The sequence below is a fragment of the Clostridia bacterium genome, assembly GCA_026414765.1.
Taxonomy (GTDB): domain Bacteria; phylum Bacillota; class Clostridia; order Acetivibrionales; family DSM-27016; genus SKW86.
On the sequence record JAOAIJ010000027.1, the window covers coordinates 31,050 to 47,791 of the forward strand.

A 16,742-nucleotide genomic window follows, 5' to 3' on the forward strand; every position below is an offset into this window, starting at 1 on the left:
GAAGTCCATGGCAAAGGTTTTGAAAGAAAAAATACAGTCTGTGGAAAGACTGGCTCCGGATATTTATAAAATGATAATCAGCTCTGAGTATATAGCAAAAAATGCGGAGCCTGGACAATTTGTGAACATTAAATGCAGTGAAGGAATAAATGCACTGCTGAGAAGACCTATTAGTATCTGTAATATTGACAGAGAGCGGAATCTACTTGATATTGTTTTCCAAGTCAAGGGTATAGGAACGGAATATCTGGCACAAAAACAAGCCGGAATGGAAGTTGATATAATAGCTCCTTTAGGAAAACCGTTTATGGTTTCAGAGAGCTGTGAAAGAATTGCTGTAGTAGGCGGAGGGATAGGCGTTTTCCCTCTGCTTTATCTGCTTAAAAATATTAAAAGTGCCAAAAAACATGCCTATTTGGGATTTAGAAGCAAGGAATTCATAGTATTAAGAGATGAGTTTGAAAATGCTTCAGATAAACTAACCATATCAACTGATGACGGAAGTGAAGGCCATAAAGGGCTGGTTACGGAATTGTTGGAAAAGGATCTCATGGAAGATAAGTTTGATATTATATATACTTGTGGACCAACTCCCATGATAAGGAAAGTAGTTGATATAGCAGACAGATTTCAAGTTAAGTGTCAGGTATCTTTAGAGCAAAGAATGGGATGCGGAATAGGTGCATGCCTTGTATGTGCATGCAAAACCAGATTGGGTGATGAGTGGGAGTATAGCCATGTATGTAAAGACGGACCCGTATTCTGGAGTGATGAAGTAATATTTGATTAAAGGATTCATTCGGATTGGGGACATGGAGCATATAGCTCGAAAGGCAATGGCCTGGAAAGCTATTGCATACCTGCCGTATGGCAGGTGCGATAAAATAAATAAAGAGGTTAAAGAGTATGATTGATTTAAGTGTTAACATAGCAGGTATTGAGCTAAAGAATCCTGTTATAGCTGCTTCGGGAACCTTCGGGTTTGGACGGGAGTATGCAGAATTCGTGGATTTGAATCAAATAGGCGGTATTTCCGTTAAAGGGCTCAAACTAAAACCTACTTTGGGTAACAAACCTCCCAGAATAGCGGAAACACCTGCAGGTATTTTGAACAGTGTGGGACTCCAGAATCCGGGAGTAGAGGTATTTATTAAAGAAGAGATTCCATATCTGAGACAGTTTAATACAGCGGTAATAGCTAATATTGCAGGAAATACAATAGAAGATTATGTCGAAATGGCAGAGATTTTAAGTGACACAGATATAGACGCTATTGAACTTAATATTTCATGTCCCAATGTTAAAGAAGGATGCCTAGCCTTCGGAACCAGCACAGGTGGTACAACTCTTCTTACAAAGAGAGTCAGAGAAGCATGTAAAAAACCTCTTATAGTTAAGCTTTCACCAAATGTAACGGATATTAAGGAAATTGCAGCAGCAGCAGAAGCGGCAGGTGCAGATGCAATCTCATTGATTAATACTATTCTGGGTATGGCTATCGATATTCACAAAAGACGTCCTATACTTGCAAATAATGTCGGCGGTCTGTCAGGTCCTGCAGTAAAGCCTGTAGCGGTAAGAATGACATATGAGGTTTCAAAGATGGTGAAAGTGCCTGTAATCGGGATGGGAGGTATTTCAACAGGTGATGATGCAGTCGAATTCATGCTTGCCGGAGCAAGTGCAGTGATGGTCGGCACAGCAAACTTTGTAAATCCCGCTGCATGTATTGATGTAGTAAAGGGAATAGAATCCTATCTTTCAAGGCATAACTATAAAAGTGTAAATGACATAGTGGGGAAGCTGGAACTGAATTTATAATGACTTGTTCAAAATAGAGGAGGCGGTTTGATTTGAAAACTCGTCTTATTTTTGTACGACATGCTGAAGCGGAAGGAAACGTTATCCGGAGATTTCATGGCTGGACAGATAGCCCTATTACAGAAAAAGGGCATATACAGGCCCAAAAGGTAGCAGAACGCCTTAAGGACATACCGATAGATATTATCTACTCAAGTTCATTGAAAAGAACATTGCAGACTTGTGAGTATATTGCAAAAGCAAAAAATCTTCCTATTATAAGAACAGATCAGATGAAAGAAATAAACGGTGGAGACTGGGAAGGCAGGCGATGGGATGAACTTCCGGGATTATGGCCTGAAGAGTATGATACCTGGGAAAACAAGCCACATGCACATAAAATGCCAAACGGTGAGAATATGGAAGAATTCCAGAGAAGGCTGCTTAACGAGGTAAAAAGAATAATAAAAGAAAATAAAGGAAAAAATATCTGCATTGTAACCCATGGAACTGCTATAAGATCAATGATGTGCAGCTTTCATAATTGCAGTCTGGAAAAAATGATAGATATTCCGTGGTATGACAATACTTCCGTAACAATAATAGATTATGAAGATGATAATTTCAATGTTGTACTGGAAGGGGATGCAGGCCATCTTGGTAAAGAGCTCAGTACGCTACAGAATCAGGAGTGGTGGGCAGAATATATGGAAAGTTATAATTCAAAAAACAAAGAATAAGATTGGGGGTATATGGTATGAGTGCAAATGAAAAACTGGTTACATGGCTGTTTGAAACAGACGCAGTCAGGGTGTGCCCTGAGAATAAGCCGTTTTGGTATACATCTGGTACTATAGGTCCATATTATATAAATACACATTTCTTGTATGGAAGTGAATCAAAAGCAAACGACTTACTTAAAAAAATAGATTCAGAAAAGAATGACATTGTGAATTGTCCCGGGAGAATTCTGGACGCAACCAGGGAAAACTATAAGAGTGATAGGATATTTAAAGGTTTAATCGAGGAGATGTGCAGCTATATCAGGGAAAATATAGATATATCTGAGATTGACTGCATATCAGGTGGAGAAAGACGTGACTGGTTTTTCTCTCTTATTATAGCGGAAATTCTAGGAAAACCACATATCACGATTTATAAAGATATGAAAGCTGTTATTTCCGAAAATGGCAACACAACACCAGTCGGAAATTTAAGTGGTAAGAAGGTATTACATATAGCTGACTTGATAACTGAAGCATCAAGTTATGAAAGGGCATGGATTCCAGCTATAAAAAATATTAGCGGAGAGATGTTATGGAGTGTTGTTGTAGTTGATAGAAAACAAGGGGGAGAAGCATTGCTGGCAAAGGAAGGAGTAAAATCATTTTCAATGGTCAGCATAGATAAGGAGCTGTTTGACAAAGTCCTTGACATGAAATTGATTAACGTAGAGCAGTATGAAATGATAGTAAGATATATAAAAAACCCTAAGGATTCTATGAAGGAATTCCTCGAAACACACCCTGAATTCCTTGAGAACGCACTAAATGCAGACGAAAAGACAAAGGAACGGGCAAAGCTTTGTATAGATAAAAAAATATACGGTTAATAAAACAAGAAGTTAGAGAAACCTCAAGATAATGTCTAACGATTAAACTGACATTATCCTGAGGTTTTATACTTAATTAAGGCTAAAATCCAGGGTTTTCAATAACTTATCAGTATTACCCTCAAAATTGTAAAACAATGGTCTGAATTTATAGTCCAAAACCAATAAATAAGGTTTTTCACCATTAGGAAATATCAGAAAGACTTCATTCACTAGTTGACTTAGCCACTGAGTCTTTATTTCTATAGAAGGATTTAATGGAATTCTTACTATAAAACCGTTCTTAGGTAAGGCGCTTGCTTTAATAAATACACCTGTTATTCCGTTTAGATAACTTTCGGCCAAATCCTGAATTTTTGTATTCCGCTTAACCTTTTTTATAACAGCCCCTTTAGAAACATCGAAAATTTCAATTTGCTTTTCCTCCTGAACCGATATATTTGGCGAGGCCAAGAATGAAAGTAAGTAATCTTTATCAGGATGACTATTTTCATAAACAGTCATTTCAAGTGAATCCGGATTTCTGCTATTCTGTGAATAAGTGAAAATACCAATACCCAATGCTAATAATAGAATTGATACTGTTACAATTTTAAGAAGTTTTTTCTTTATAATAATAATTGTCATAAAATACACACCCCCTAATCATTTATGATTAGACAAGAATATATATTACAAAAATTTTAAAATAACATATCCGATTCAGAATTTCTGCTGATCAATTTATTGTTGAATTTTACTTATCCATGGATTATGATATGTTATAGCATTCTTAGTATTTAAAAAGATAATAATAATTACAAATACAACTTGGAGGAAACAAGATTGAGCAAGAGAGAAACAATATGTATACCTCAGGAAGATATATTAAAGCAAAAAGAGTTTATTCATAACGTAAAGGAAATTAATCTTGGAAAGCTTAAAAGGTATTGTATTCAGACATTTGGCTGCCAGATGAATGAAAACGATTCGGAAAAACTGGCCGGTATGCTTGCTGAAATGGGTTATCTAGAGACTGATAATGTTAATGAGAGTGACATAATCATATATAACACCTGTTGTGTAAGAGAAAATGCAGAATTGAAAGTATATGGGCATTTGGGCGCCCTTAAAAAATTGAAGAAGGAAAAGCCTGATCTAGTGATAGCGGTATGTGGCTGCATGATGCAGCAAAAGGAAGTTGTTGAGCATATAAAGAAGAAGTACAGGCATGTAAATCTTGTATTTGGTACACATAATCTGTATAAGTTTCCGGAATTACTATATAGTTCAATTCATTCAGAACAAAATGTAATCGATATTTGGGAGACAACCGGGGCAGTTGCCGAGGGAATGCCTATACAAAGAAAATATGATATAAAAGCATATGTGACGGTTATGTACGGCTGCAATAATTTTTGTTCATACTGTATTGTGCCGTATGTGAGGGGTAGGGAGAGAAGCAGAAGTATTAATGATATAGTTAATGAGGTAAGGACATTAGGTCAACATGGCTGCAAAGAAGTTACACTTCTCGGCCAAAATGTAAATTCATATGGAAAAGACCTTGATGGAGATATAAGCTTTGCAATGCTGCTGAAAGAGGTTGACAAAATTGAAGGCATTGAAAGGATAAGATTCATGACTTCACATCCGAAGGATTTGACTGAAGATTTGATTTATGCAGTAAGGGATTGTAAAAAGGTTTGTGAGCATATTCATCTGCCAGTTCAAGCTGGAAGCACAAAAATTCTTGAGCAAATGAATAGAAAATATACAAAAGACCAGTATCTCGGTTTAGTTGCAAAAATCAGGGAAAGTATTCCGGGAGCTGCTCTTACTACAGATATAATAGTAGGATTTCCAGGAGAGACAGATGAGGACTTTGACGAAACAATCGATATCATGGAAGAAGTAAGATTTGATTCTGCTTTTACTTTTCTGTACTCAAAAAGGACAGGCACACCTGCTGCAAAAAATCCGGACCAGGTTAGTGAAGATGAAAAGAAGAGAAGGTTTGAGAAACTTCTGGAGGTACAGAATAAAATCAGTAAAGCGCTAAATGATGATTATCTTGGAAAAGAAGAAGAAGTTCTGGTGGAAGGACTGAGCAAAAATAGGAAGACTACCTATACAGGCAGAACAAGAACTAACAAAATAGTTAATTTCAGAGGAAAAAAGGAAATGGTAGGCAAGTTGGTAACGGTAAGAATAACCGGAATACAGACCTGGTCGTTAGAAGGGGATGTTATAGCAATAAAGGATTAGTAACTTTTTTGCTAGCAAAGTTTTTTTATGATAAAATACTTAAAAAGGATAAAAGGAGAAAAAGATGGACGTAATTGCAAAAGCTAGAGAATTAGGCCAGTTGATTGCAGAATCACCTGAGATGAATAGATTGAGTAGAGCCGAAGAAAGTATAGAAAGAGATGATACGGCTAAGAGACTTCTTGAGGATTATAAACTTTTACAGATAGAGCTTGTGAGGGCGACAAAAGAAGGCCGGGACAAAGATATAGTCGATAGCATAAAACAAAGGCTTATGGATAAGCAAAAGGAAGTCAATGAATATGAGGTGACAAAAAACTATCTGGAATCAAAATCTGATTTTGATAAGATGATGAAGGATATAAATAATGTAATCATTCACACAATAACCGGGGAGGAGCCTTGTTCGCCAAATAAGTGTGGTTCCTGCGGGGGCGGATGCAAGTAGTAAGGAATACGGTTATAGTGAAAAATTAAGCTTATATAAATATTGCGTTTCAGTGAGGTAAAAAATGGCGGCACTTACACCTATGATGCAGCAGTATCTGGACATAAAAGAGCAATACAAGGACTGCATACTTTTCTTCAGGCTCGGTGATTTTTATGAAATGTTTTTTAGTGATGCCGAGACTGCGTCCAAAGAGTTAGAAATTACGCTGACAGGCAGAGATTGCGGACTTGAACAAAGAGCTCCCATGTGTGGAGTTCCTTTTCATTCTGCTGATTCATATATATCAAAACTGATAAATAAAGGCTTTAAGGTAGCTATATGTGAACAGGTGGAGGATCCTGCACTTGCAAAGGGTATTGTAAAAAGAGATGTGATAAGAGTCATTACACCAGGTACTGTAACTGATTCATCCATGCTTGATGAAAAGAAAAACAACTATCTGATGTCTGTATACCGAAATAAGTTCTACTTTGGAATAGCGGTAGTTGATATTTCTACAGGCGAATTTATATCTTCCCAGATTAACTGGGGTAATACAACAAGTAAGCTGATGGATGAAATAGCAAAGTTCTCTCCTACAGAAATCATAGTGAACAGTGAGTTCTATAATGACAAGGAAATAATGGAATTGGTAGGAAAGAGATTTAGCTCATACACCTCAGGCTTTGATGATAAGTATTTTGAAGATGGAAATGCAGCTGACATTATACGGAAAAAATTTTCAGAGTGTGAATTGTTAAGCAGGGGATACGATTTATCAATAAATGCTGCCGGTGCACTTCTTGAATATCTGGAGCAAACGCAGAAAGTTAATTTGAATCATATTCAGGGAATAAGCTCATACAAAATAGAAGAATTTATGGTACTTGACATATCAACAAGAAGGAATCTTGAGCTGACTGAGACTATGAGGGAAAAATCCAGAAAAGGAACACTCCTTTGGGTTCTTGACCGGACAATGACTTCAATGGGTGGAAGGACAATAAGGAAATGGATAGAGCAGCCATTGATAAACCTCTCAGATATTAATGAAAGGCTTGAAGCAGTAAATGAACTGAAAGAAAAGTTTATGGTACGTATGGAAATCCGCGATCTTTTAAAGAGGGTGTATGATGTTGAAAGGTTGATGGGAAAGATCATATTGGGAAACGTAAATTGCAGGGACATGGTAGCTTTAAAAAATTCTCTTGGGCAGATTCCGTTCATAAAAAACATACTAGAGCAATGTTCATCAGAACTCAACAAGAGAAATTATAAACAGCTTGATACAATGGAAGACATCTATAAACTTATTGAAGAATCAATAATTGAAGAACCTCCTGTTTCAGTTAAGGAAGGCGGGATTATTAAAACTGGTTATAATCCTGAAGTGGATAAGTACAGAAAGGCAACTACAGAAGGGAAAGACTGGGTTGCAATGCTTGAAAACAAGGAAAGAGAACGTACTGGCATAAAAAATCTGAAAGTAGGCTTCAACAAGGTATTCGGGTATTATATAGAAGTAACTAAATCATATTACTCTTTGGTTCCTGATTCATATATTAGAAAGCAAACACTTGCAAATTGCGAACGATTTATTACGCAAGAGCTGAAAGAAATCGAGGATACCATACTGGGAGCGGAACAAAAAGTAATAGAGCTGGAGTATCAGCTGTTTCTGGAAATAAAAAATAAAATAGCTGAAGAAGTGGGAAGGATAAAAAACACAGCAAGAAGTATAGCTGAAGTAGACGTAATATGCTCTTTGGCAGAAGTAGCAGACAGGGAAAATTATACCATGCCTGAGATGTCGGTCGAAGACAGGATAGAAATAATTGACGGACGACATCCCGTAGTAGAAAAAATGATAAATCATACATCGTATGGAGAACAGATTTCCTTCGTGCCCAATGACACACTTCTCGATATGGACGAAAACAGACTTGCAATAATTACAGGCCCAAACATGGCGGGTAAATCTACTTATATGAGACAGGTGGCTTTAATCATACTTATGGCTCAGATAGGCAGCTTTGTGCCTGCATCAGGTGCAAGGATCGGTATTGTTGACAGGATATTTACGAGAGTAGGGGCCTCCGACGATCTGGCTGCAGGGCAAAGCACATTTATGGTTGAAATGTCCGAGGTAGCAAACATTTTAAATAATGCCACTTCTAGGAGTTTGCTAATTCTTGATGAAATAGGTAGAGGGACAAGCACTTTTGACGGGTTAAGTATTGCATGGTCTGTAATTGAGTTTATCGGAGATAAGGAAAAATTGGGATGCAGAACACTGTTTGCCACTCATTATCATGAACTTACAGAGCTCGAAGGTAAACTTACAGGGATAAAGAATTACTGCATTTCAGTAAAAGAAAAGGGTGAAGACATAATATTCCTGAGAAAAATTATCCGTGGAGGGGCAGACGACAGCTATGGTATACAAGTTGCGAGACTTGCAGGTGTACCACAGCCGGTAATAGACAGAGCAAAAGAAATACTATGTGAGCTTGAAGATGCAGATATAAGCAAGAAGGAAATCAAAATAAGGAAAAACAGGATTCCTATTGACGGACAGATAGACCTTTTTTCATTCGGCAATACATCAAAATCGAAAGATGAAATAATGGATGAACTAAAAAGTGTGGATATTTCAGCGCTTACACCCTTGGATGCAATTAATGTGCTGTATAAGCTTCAGCAAAAAGCCAGGAAAGGATGCTAAGGTTTATATTATGGGAAAGATTATTGTATTGGATGAAAATACTTCAAATAAGATTGCAGCCGGAGAAGTAATCGAAAGGCCTGCTTCCGTGATAAAAGAACTGGTTGAAAACTCTATAGATGCAGGTGCAAGTAGTATAACTGTAGAAATCAAAAATGGTGGTATTTCTTATATCAGAGTTACGGACAACGGCTCCGGTATAGACGAAGATGATGTTGAAATTGCATTTGAAAGACATGCAACCAGTAAGATTAAAAGTGCAAACGACCTTGATTCAATAAGCACATTAGGATTCAGAGGTGAAGCTCTTGCAAGTATAGCAGCTGTTTCGCGTGTAGAATTATCTTCAAGGGTACAAAAAAATGCACATGGTATGTATATAAGCATTCAGGGGGGAAATGTAAAAGAATCCAAACCTGTGGGATGTCCGGTCGGGACAACCTTTATTATACGCGATCTTTTTTATAATACACCTGCGAGATTTAAGTTTTTAAAAAAAGATAGTACAGAAACAGGTTATATTTCTGATATAATAAGCAGAATCGCTCTGGCTAAGCCGCATATTTCCTTCAAGCTTATCAGCAATAATGCAACTATTATCCATACTCCGGGAAATAATGAACTGCTAAGTGCGGTTTTCAGCATATACGGCAAGGAAACAGCAAAGGAAGTAGCAGAAATCAGCTATCAAGATAATAAGGTAAGAATTACAGGATATGCAGGAAAACCGGAAATATCAAGAGCGACACGGAATCACCAGTCTGTTTTTGTAAATGGAAGATATGTAAAAAGCAAATTGATTACATCTGCCATAGATGAGGCATACAAGACATTTCTTATGAAAAATAAATTTGCTTTTATTGTGATGAATTTAGAAGTAAATCCTCTTATTGTTGATGTAAATGTACACCCTACGAAGATGGAAATAAGATTTTCAGAAGAGCAAGAAATATTCAGAAGTGTATATCATTCAATAAATAATGCACTTCTGGGAAAAGTAACAGCAAAAACGGCACATTTTGAAGAGAAGGATAATAATATTTCCTATAAATTTGAAAACAAGCCAGCCTACAAAGAAAACTACATTCAGCAAAACTTTAGTACCGGGTTTCAATATATAAAAGAAAAACCTGAAACATTTACCCGTAAAAATACTTTTTCAACAAGTACATTGAACAATTACACAAATAGTGCTAAGAGAGATGAAATCAATGTAAGCAGAGAGATTCGTAAAGAAAGTTTGCCGGAAAAACCGGTTGAGGAAAAAAAATCATTGCATACTTATACTGACATAGTTTCACCAGTAAGAAAAGAAAATAATGAACAAACTGCTAAGAATGAAAATACTACTCAAAAAAGCAGTATTGCTGAAATTAATACTATATTGAATGAAATATCTGAGGATAGTAGGGAATTGAAAAATCAAAACGAGCATACTGAAACATCTTTGGAACAAAAGTGTCAAAACGTTCAGGAACTAAAGAATGAGTTTCTTGTAAATTCTAAAATCATCGGACAGGCATTTTCTACTTATATACTGCTTCAGCATGAAAATGAGCTGTTAATGATTGATCAGCATGCAGCCCATGAAAGAATAATGTATGAAAGACTACGGACAAAATTTATAAATAACGAGTCAATGTCTCAGGAGCTGATATCCCCTGTAGTAATAGAGCTTGCAAACCATGAGATTAAGTTTCTGGAGGAGGAACAAGAATTTTTACAAAGATTAGGTTTTAATTATGAAAGCTTTGGTAATAATACTATAATGCTTAGATCAATTCCATATTTGGATAATGGGGGTTCAATAAAGGAAATATTTACAGAGATTCTTGATTATGTAATCGGAGCAGTAAAAAACGGTTATAAAAAGGATTCATTTTCAAGCATTGCAGACGAAGCGATTTATACCCTTGCGTGTAAATCAGCAGTAAAAGCTAACAAAAAATTAGATGACATGGAGATACAGAGTATAATAAACGAGCTGACAAAGCTTGAAAATCCCTTTACTTGTCCCCATGGCCGTCCTACAATAGTCAGGCTTAGAAAATATGAACTGGAAAAAATGTTTAAAAGAATAGTGTAAAAATGGTTAGAGAAATATAGGTTTTTATTTACAAAGTGGAATGTGATATATTTGGAGGTCAGCGTGAAGACTGTAATAGTGATAGTAGGGCCTACTGCATCAGGGAAAACCAAATTATCTATAGATATAGCGAAAATACTGGACGGAGAAATTATTTCTGCAGATTCGATGCAGGTTTATAAATACATGGACATAGGTACAGCCAAGCCTGATACTGAAGAAATGTCCGGAATAAAACATTACTTAATCGATGAAATCTATCCTGATGAGGAGTACAATGTTGCAAAGTTTCAACAGTTAGCCCTCGAATATATAGATGAAATCATTCAAAAAAACAAAGTTCCAATTATAGTGGGTGGTACAGGATTATATATAAATTCGCTCATATATAATCTGAACTTTTCTGAAACTATAAGTGATTGGGGATTAAGAGAAAATTTGAAAAAAGTTGCAGAGGAGAAAGGAAACAAGTATCTTCATGAAAGGTTGAGGGAGGTAGATCCCGAAGCTGCAGAAAGTATACACGAAAACAACGTAAAAAGAGTAATCAGGGCTCTGGAGGTTTATGAACATACAAAAAAGCCTATTTCCTATCACCAAGAGATCTCTAGAGCAGTGCCACCAAAATACAGATTTGCCGTTATTGGCCTTCGTATGGAAAGACAAAGGCTTTATGACAGAATAAACAAAAGAGTTGATATTATGATGGAAAAAGGCCTGGTGGAAGAAGTCAGAAATCTCGTAAAAATGGGGTACGATAGTAGTACTATTGCAATGCAGGGTATAGGGTATAAAGAAATTCTTTCATACATAAGAGGAGAAGTAACACTAGAGGACGCAGTTTATATAATAAAAAGAGATTCAAGGCACTATGCAAAAAGACAGATAACATGGTTTAAAAAAATAGAGTATATACATTGGATTGATGTGGACAAATACAGTGAAGAGGCTGGTATTCTAGAAAATATCAAATATTATATTGCATCATTTGGAATTTTCTTGTAGAATATGTGTAGACAAATAATGGTTTATAGATATAAATGCTTATATAAAATATAAGTATATTTCTCAATAATTTTTAATTATTGTAGAAGCTAATGTATTTCACTTTTAGATAAAAGACGAGAATAGAGGAGGATTTCCAGTGGTTAAGAACAATATTAATTTACAGGATGTATTTTTAAATCAGGTAAGAAAGGAACATATAGGTGTTACAATATACCTGACAAACGGCTTTCAACTAAAAGGAATGGTAAAAGGGTTTGATAATTTTACCGTAGTACTTGACAGCGAAGGCAGGCAGCAACTGGTTTATAAACATGCAATATCAACTATAAGTCCAATGAAAGCTGTAAATTTGATATTTAATGATAATAATAACAGAGAATAACTACATAAAAAAAGATAGCTACCTTTATAGCTATCTTTTTTTATGTAGTTATTTATAATTTTCTGAATACACCTATAACTTTTCCTAAAATAGAAAGATTGTCTGTTACTATTATAGGATCGAGGTACTGATTTTCCGGCTGCAACCGTACATAGCCCTTTTCTTTATAGAAGGTTTTTACTGTAGCTTCATCACCTATAAGAGCAACAACTATGTCGCCGTTATTAGCTATGGATTGCTGTTTTACTAGTACAAAATCTTTATCGAATATACCTGCTTCAATCATACTGTCACCTTGTACTCTAAGCATAAATGCTGTGGAATTCTGGACAAAGTCCACAGGCAGAGGAAAAGTATCTTCTATATTCTCTACGGCAAGAATCGGCTGCCCAGCAGTTACTTTCCCAACAATAGGCACCTCCACAAGCTCTTTCCTAGGATAAAAATTTTCTTCATTTCTTATGGGTTTATTATTTTTAGAACTGACCACTTTAAGTGCTCTTGGCTTGGTGGGATCTTTAAGTATCATGCCGTCCTTTTCAAGCCTTTCCAAATAACCGTGTACGGTAGAAGTAGATTTAAAACCTACTGCGCTGCATATTTCTCTGACAGATGGAGGGTAACCTTTTTCCTCAACCTGTTTATTGACAAAGTCTAATATTCTTTGCTGCTTTTCATTTAACTTTTTTTGCATAGTAGCACCTCTTCTTATTTATATACGCTCATAACCTCATACCTGAAACATAGGATATCAAGTGTCCATAATGTGTTTTGAAGATAATTTGGAAACCTGTAATACAAATCATCTTTATGCTGTTTTGTACAGTCAAACAAATTAATACTATATGATTGTATTATATCATAAATTTTACAAAAATCAAACTTATGTTCGAAATTTTCTTACAAAATATTGACAAAGAACAAACGTTCGAATATAATGTTTTCATAAAGAACATCTGTTCCGTATGAGGTGAATTTATGAAAAAGAAGTATGTTTTAAAAAATAAGACGAGATTTACAACAGTAATAATGATAATGATAATAACCATAACTACAACTTTTTTGGCAACGACAGTATATGGATATAAGGAATCTTCCTATAAAACAATAATTGTCAGACAAGGTGACACATTATGGGACATAGCAAATAAAAACAATAAAGAAAGTGATATAAGAAAGTATATCTATGAAATAAAAAAAGTAAATAACCTTAACGATGGTAACATAATCTCAGGACAGGAACTAAAAATACCTGTTTTAGAATAGTATAAAAATAATTGACATAAACAGTGGTGTTTACTCGTGTTCGACAAAATTCAATGTTCATTTGACAACCCATTCTAAAAGGAGTATCATAATACCTAGTTTAATTTCCTTTTAAAAGAAGTTTGAAAAAACAGGTTTTATTGGGGGGTCAATAAATGTATTTGGAAAAGGTTTTCCTTTCTGAAGATTTAAAATACATATTTCTATTCATGTTGGTAATATACATATCAGGTGCATTAATATCCTTAATTCTACACAAAAGACAAAAAACAGCTTTAATAATATCAAATTCTGCAGTAATAGCTGCTTCTGTAGTAGGTAGCTTTTTTTCTTTAATGATATTATCTTCAGAAAACAAAAACATTTTGGAGTTTTCATTTGCAAGTAACATCAAAAATATTTCAATTGATTTCAGAATTGATAATCTTTCAGCTTTATTTATACTGATTATTTCTTTAATTTCCCTTACAGTTTCATTATATTCATATGGATACTTGAGGCATTACTTACATAAAAGAAATTTAAGCTTATTTGGATTTCTATATAATTTTTTTGTTTTATCAATGGTACTGGTTGTTTCATCCGGACATCTATTCTTTTTCCTTATAGTCTGGGAGTTAATGTCCTTGATTTCATACTTCCTGGTTGTTTTTGAGAACGAAAAGGCTGAAACGCAAAAAGCGGGTGTTATGTACATAATAATGACACATATAGGAACAGCGTTTATTATAGCTGCTTTTGTATTAATATTTAAATACTCTGGAACAGCTTATTTTTCCTCAATAAACCTCGAAAAAACACCTTTAGCTGTAAAAAACATAATATTCTTATTTAGTTTGATAGGCTTTGGCACCAAGGCCGGTCTGATCCCATTACATGTGTGGCTGCCTAAAGCACATCCGGCGGCACCAAGTAATATTTCTGCTTTGATGTCTGGCGTCATGATAAAAACTGCTGTATATGGTATTATCAGAGTATGTTTTGGTTTTTTGGACCCCCAGTATCTTTGGTGGGGAACGCTGGTACTTGTAATCGGAGGTATCACAACAATACTGGGAATAGCGTTTGCCTTAATGGAAAATAATATCAAGAGGTTGCTTGCTTACTCTAGTGTAGAAAATATCGGTATCATAATGATAGGTGTAGGGATAGCCTTAACATCCTATTCAAAAGGGTATACGGGAATAGCTGTATTTGCCATAAGTGCTGCACTCCTACATACATTGAACCATTCAATATTTAAAAGTATGCTTTTCTTAGGTGCTGGAGCTATACATTATTCGACTGATACAAAAAATATGGAAAAGCTGGGCGGCTTGATAAAACGTATGCCATTTACAGCTTTGTTTTTTTTGTGTGGAACTTTATCCATATCTTCGATTCCGCCTTTTAATGGATTTACCAGTGAATGGCTTATATATCAGTCACTTTTTGCAGGTATCGGAATAACCGGAAGCTGGTATAAGATCATACTTATATTAATAGTTGCATTATTAGGAATGGCAGGAGTATTGGTAGCAGCAAGCTTTATTAAGACATTTGGTATTGCATTTCTTGCTCTTCCAAGGACAAGCAGCGCAAAATCAGCCGAGGAAGTTCCTAAGTCAATGCTTGCAGGTATGGGAATTTTATCGTTCCTGTGCATATTGTTTGGCATACTGCCTGGAATAACTCTCAGACTGATTGAAAATGTGAGCAATGATTTTTTTGGTAATTCAATAAGCAGTGTAATCACTGGAAAGTCCAGCTTCCTAATGTTTTCTGATAAGAGTAGTACATCAATTTCTCTAGCTGCACTTGTCATAGCTTTTTTGATTTTGATTCCCGTCTTATTGCTAATAGTAAATCTACTTAAAGGAAAAGCACAAAAAAGAGTGTATAAAACGTGGGATTGCGGGTACAGGGCTTTAGATTCAAGAATGCAGTATTCTGCAACAGGTTTCTCTAAACCGTTACGAATTGTATTTAGAGCATTATACAGGCCAAATAGAGAATTTGAGGTAGAAAGCGGAGCTACGGAGTATTTTTTCAAATCAGCCCAATATAAAGTTTCAACTCAATCAATATTTGAAAAATACATGTATGAACCAATTATTAAAAATGTCATAAATTTTGCAAGGAGAACCAGATTTCTTATACAGACAGGGAGTATACATACTTACCTCATTTATATATTTGTAGTTATTGTTGTAATGTTCATTTATTATGCAAAATCCTAATATCGGGGTGAAAAAATGTTTATAGATTTAGCAAAATGCATTTTGCAAATATCAGTCATTATAATATTTGCTCCTCTAGTAAACGGGATAATAAGGAAAATCAAGGCTAAAGTTCAACATAGAAAGGGAGCACCTGTCTTTCAGATGTATTATGATCTTCTCAAGCTTTTTAAGAAGGATGTAGTTATTCCTGAGAACTCATCATGGATTTTCTGGATAACCCCTTATGTTTATTTTATATCAATAATCATTGCGGCTCTGTTTGTACCGGTAATTCCACAAATGTTTTCATTTGGCTTTACGGGAGATATGGTACTTTTTGTATACCTTCTTGCAATAGGAAGACTTTTTATGGTTTTAGCAGGATTAGATACAGGAAGTACATTCGGAGGTATGGGCAGCAGTCGTGAAATGATGATTTCATCCCTTATTGAACCTTCGCTATTAATAACACTTTTTACTTTAGGACTTAACCCTAATAATTATTCAGCTAATTTTAAAGCTATTTATGCAGGCTCAATAAATGTGGGGGCTGGTATATTCAGCCCTGCATATATGCTGCTTTTAGCCGCAATGTTGATAGTGCTTATTGCCGAAACTGCAAGAATACCGGTAGATGATCCAGCAACTCATCTGGAGCTGACTATGGTACATGAAGCAATGATATTGGAATATTCGGGCAGATATCTGGCTTTAATGCAGATATCTGCTTCAATAAAGCAGCTTTTACTGATTACACTTGTAGTAAATGTATTTTTCCCTTTTAGTATTGAAGCAGAGCCGATAATAGGTCTTTTCATAACACTGATTTTATATGTTTTAAAAGTAGTTTTGACAACTGCTCTTATAGCATTTGTTGAGATCAATTCTGTAAAACTAAGGTTGTTCAGTGTGCCAAATTATGCGGCACTTGCATTTATATTATCATTATTAGGTTTTATGGCGTCATTTGTATTCGGGAGGTAGT

The 16,742-nt window shown here is 35.4% G+C and carries 15 protein-coding genes; 13 read left to right on the forward strand and 2 right to left on the reverse strand.

The window, feature by feature from the left end; genetic code table 11:
* Nucleotides 1–7: 7 nt before the first annotated feature.
* The 4 genes from N3I35_11230 to N3I35_11245 all read left to right on the forward strand — a co-directional run bounded on the left by N3I35_11230 (nucleotide 8) and on the right by N3I35_11245 (nucleotide 3,412).
* A complete protein-coding gene (locus tag N3I35_11230) occupies nucleotides 8–790 on the forward strand; it encodes a dihydroorotate dehydrogenase electron transfer subunit (protein MCX8130656.1) in 783 nt (260 codons plus the stop codon).
* Between the two features lie 116 nt (nucleotides 791–906).
* On the forward strand, nucleotides 907–1,821 hold the full coding sequence (locus N3I35_11235; protein MCX8130657.1) for a dihydroorotate dehydrogenase: 915 nt from the start codon (nucleotides 907–909) through the stop codon (nucleotides 1,819–1,821).
* A gap of 32 nt (nucleotides 1,822–1,853) precedes the next feature.
* The gene (locus N3I35_11240) at nucleotides 1,854–2,540 is read left to right on the forward strand and encodes a histidine phosphatase family protein (GenBank protein ID MCX8130658.1); all 687 of its coding nucleotides are present in this window, start codon (nucleotides 1,854–1,856) and stop codon (nucleotides 2,538–2,540) included.
* Nucleotides 2,541–2,557: 17 nt separating this feature from the next.
* Entirely contained in the window at nucleotides 2,558–3,412 is an 855-nt protein-coding gene (locus tag N3I35_11245; protein MCX8130659.1) for an orotate phosphoribosyltransferase, read from the forward strand.
* Between the two features lie 72 nt (nucleotides 3,413–3,484).
* Here N3I35_11245 and N3I35_11250 read toward each other — a convergent pair whose 3' ends face one another.
* Nucleotides 3,485–4,039: a hypothetical protein gene (locus N3I35_11250; GenBank protein MCX8130660.1), complete on the reverse strand. Its 555-nt coding sequence runs from the start codon at nucleotides 4,037–4,039 to the stop codon at nucleotides 3,485–3,487.
* Between the two features lie 198 nt (nucleotides 4,040–4,237).
* Between N3I35_11250 and miaB the strand changes: the two genes are divergently transcribed.
* The 6 genes from miaB (at nucleotide 4,238) to hfq (ending at nucleotide 12,290) form a co-directional block, all read left to right on the forward strand.
* Entirely contained in the window at nucleotides 4,238–5,659 is a 1,422-nt protein-coding gene (gene miaB, locus N3I35_11255) for a tRNA (N6-isopentenyl adenosine(37)-C2)-methylthiotransferase MiaB (protein MCX8130661.1), read from the forward strand.
* A gap of 64 nt (nucleotides 5,660–5,723) precedes the next feature.
* The gene (locus tag N3I35_11260) at nucleotides 5,724–6,107 is read left to right on the forward strand and encodes a YlbF family regulator (protein ID MCX8130662.1); all 384 of its coding nucleotides are present in this window, start codon (nucleotides 5,724–5,726) and stop codon (nucleotides 6,105–6,107) included.
* 64 nt (nucleotides 6,108–6,171) lie between these two features.
* A complete protein-coding gene (mutS, locus tag N3I35_11265) occupies nucleotides 6,172–8,814 on the forward strand; it encodes a DNA mismatch repair protein MutS (protein MCX8130663.1) in 2,643 nt (880 codons plus the stop codon).
* Nucleotides 8,815–8,824: 10 nt separating this feature from the next.
* A complete protein-coding gene (gene mutL, locus N3I35_11270) occupies nucleotides 8,825–10,900 on the forward strand; it encodes a DNA mismatch repair endonuclease MutL (protein MCX8130664.1) in 2,076 nt (691 codons plus the stop codon).
* Nucleotides 10,901–10,963: 63 nt separating this feature from the next.
* Nucleotides 10,964–11,905 carry a tRNA (adenosine(37)-N6)-dimethylallyltransferase MiaA gene (gene miaA / locus N3I35_11275; GenBank protein MCX8130665.1) on the forward strand — a complete coding sequence of 314 codons (942 nt, stop codon included), beginning with the start codon at nucleotides 10,964–10,966 and terminating at the stop codon, nucleotides 11,903–11,905.
* A gap of 139 nt (nucleotides 11,906–12,044) precedes the next feature.
* Nucleotides 12,045–12,290 carry an RNA chaperone Hfq gene (gene hfq / locus N3I35_11280; protein ID MCX8130666.1) on the forward strand — a complete coding sequence of 82 codons (246 nt, stop codon included), beginning with the start codon at nucleotides 12,045–12,047 and terminating at the stop codon, nucleotides 12,288–12,290.
* A gap of 52 nt (nucleotides 12,291–12,342) precedes the next feature.
* Here the strand turns inward: hfq and lexA are convergent, their stop codons facing one another.
* Complete coding sequence (gene lexA, locus N3I35_11285) at nucleotides 12,343–12,984, reverse strand: transcriptional repressor LexA (GenBank protein ID MCX8130667.1); 642 nt, start codon at nucleotides 12,982–12,984, stop codon at nucleotides 12,343–12,345.
* Between the two features lie 284 nt (nucleotides 12,985–13,268).
* On the opposite strand from lexA, the gene N3I35_11290 reads away from it, so the two are divergent.
* From N3I35_11290 to N3I35_11300, 3 genes are all read left to right on the forward strand, one after another.
* Complete coding sequence (locus N3I35_11290) at nucleotides 13,269–13,556, forward strand: LysM peptidoglycan-binding domain-containing protein (protein ID MCX8130668.1); 288 nt, start codon at nucleotides 13,269–13,271, stop codon at nucleotides 13,554–13,556.
* A gap of 155 nt (nucleotides 13,557–13,711) precedes the next feature.
* Nucleotides 13,712–15,775: a hydrogenase 4 subunit B gene (gene hyfB / locus N3I35_11295; GenBank protein MCX8130669.1), complete on the forward strand. Its 2,064-nt coding sequence runs from the start codon at nucleotides 13,712–13,714 to the stop codon at nucleotides 15,773–15,775.
* Nucleotides 15,776–15,790: 15 nt separating this feature from the next.
* Nucleotides 15,791–16,741 carry an NADH-quinone oxidoreductase subunit H gene (locus N3I35_11300; protein MCX8130670.1) on the forward strand — a complete coding sequence of 317 codons (951 nt, stop codon included), beginning with the start codon at nucleotides 15,791–15,793 and terminating at the stop codon, nucleotides 16,739–16,741.
* Nucleotide 16,742: the final 1 nt, after the last annotated feature.

What these genes read in the sequence shown, in the direction of transcription:
- mutL (MCX8130664.1), top strand. Translation starts at nt 8,825, where the DNA reads ATGGGAAAGATTATTGTATTGGATGAAAATACTTCAAATAAGATTGCA.
- lexA (MCX8130667.1), bottom strand. Translation starts at nt 12,984, where the DNA reads ATGCAAAAAAAGTTAAATGAAAAGCAGCAAAGAATATTAGACTTTGTC.
- N3I35_11245 (MCX8130659.1), top strand. Translation starts at nt 2,558, where the DNA reads ATGAGTGCAAATGAAAAACTGGTTACATGGCTGTTTGAAACAGACGCA.
- N3I35_11300 (MCX8130670.1), top strand. Translation starts at nt 15,791, where the DNA reads ATGTTTATAGATTTAGCAAAATGCATTTTGCAAATATCAGTCATTATA.
- N3I35_11260 (MCX8130662.1), top strand. Translation starts at nt 5,724, where the DNA reads ATGGACGTAATTGCAAAAGCTAGAGAATTAGGCCAGTTGATTGCAGAA.
- hyfB (MCX8130669.1), top strand. Translation starts at nt 13,712, where the DNA reads ATGTATTTGGAAAAGGTTTTCCTTTCTGAAGATTTAAAATACATATTT.
- N3I35_11235 (MCX8130657.1), top strand. Translation starts at nt 907, where the DNA reads ATGATTGATTTAAGTGTTAACATAGCAGGTATTGAGCTAAAGAATCCT.
- N3I35_11230 (MCX8130656.1), top strand. Translation starts at nt 8, where the DNA reads ATGGCAAAGGTTTTGAAAGAAAAAATACAGTCTGTGGAAAGACTGGCT.
- N3I35_11250 (MCX8130660.1), bottom strand. Translation starts at nt 4,039, where the DNA reads ATGACAATTATTATTATAAAGAAAAAACTTCTTAAAATTGTAACAGTA.
- N3I35_11290 (MCX8130668.1), top strand. Translation starts at nt 13,269, where the DNA reads ATGAAAAAGAAGTATGTTTTAAAAAATAAGACGAGATTTACAACAGTA.
- mutS (MCX8130663.1), top strand. Translation starts at nt 6,172, where the DNA reads ATGGCGGCACTTACACCTATGATGCAGCAGTATCTGGACATAAAAGAG.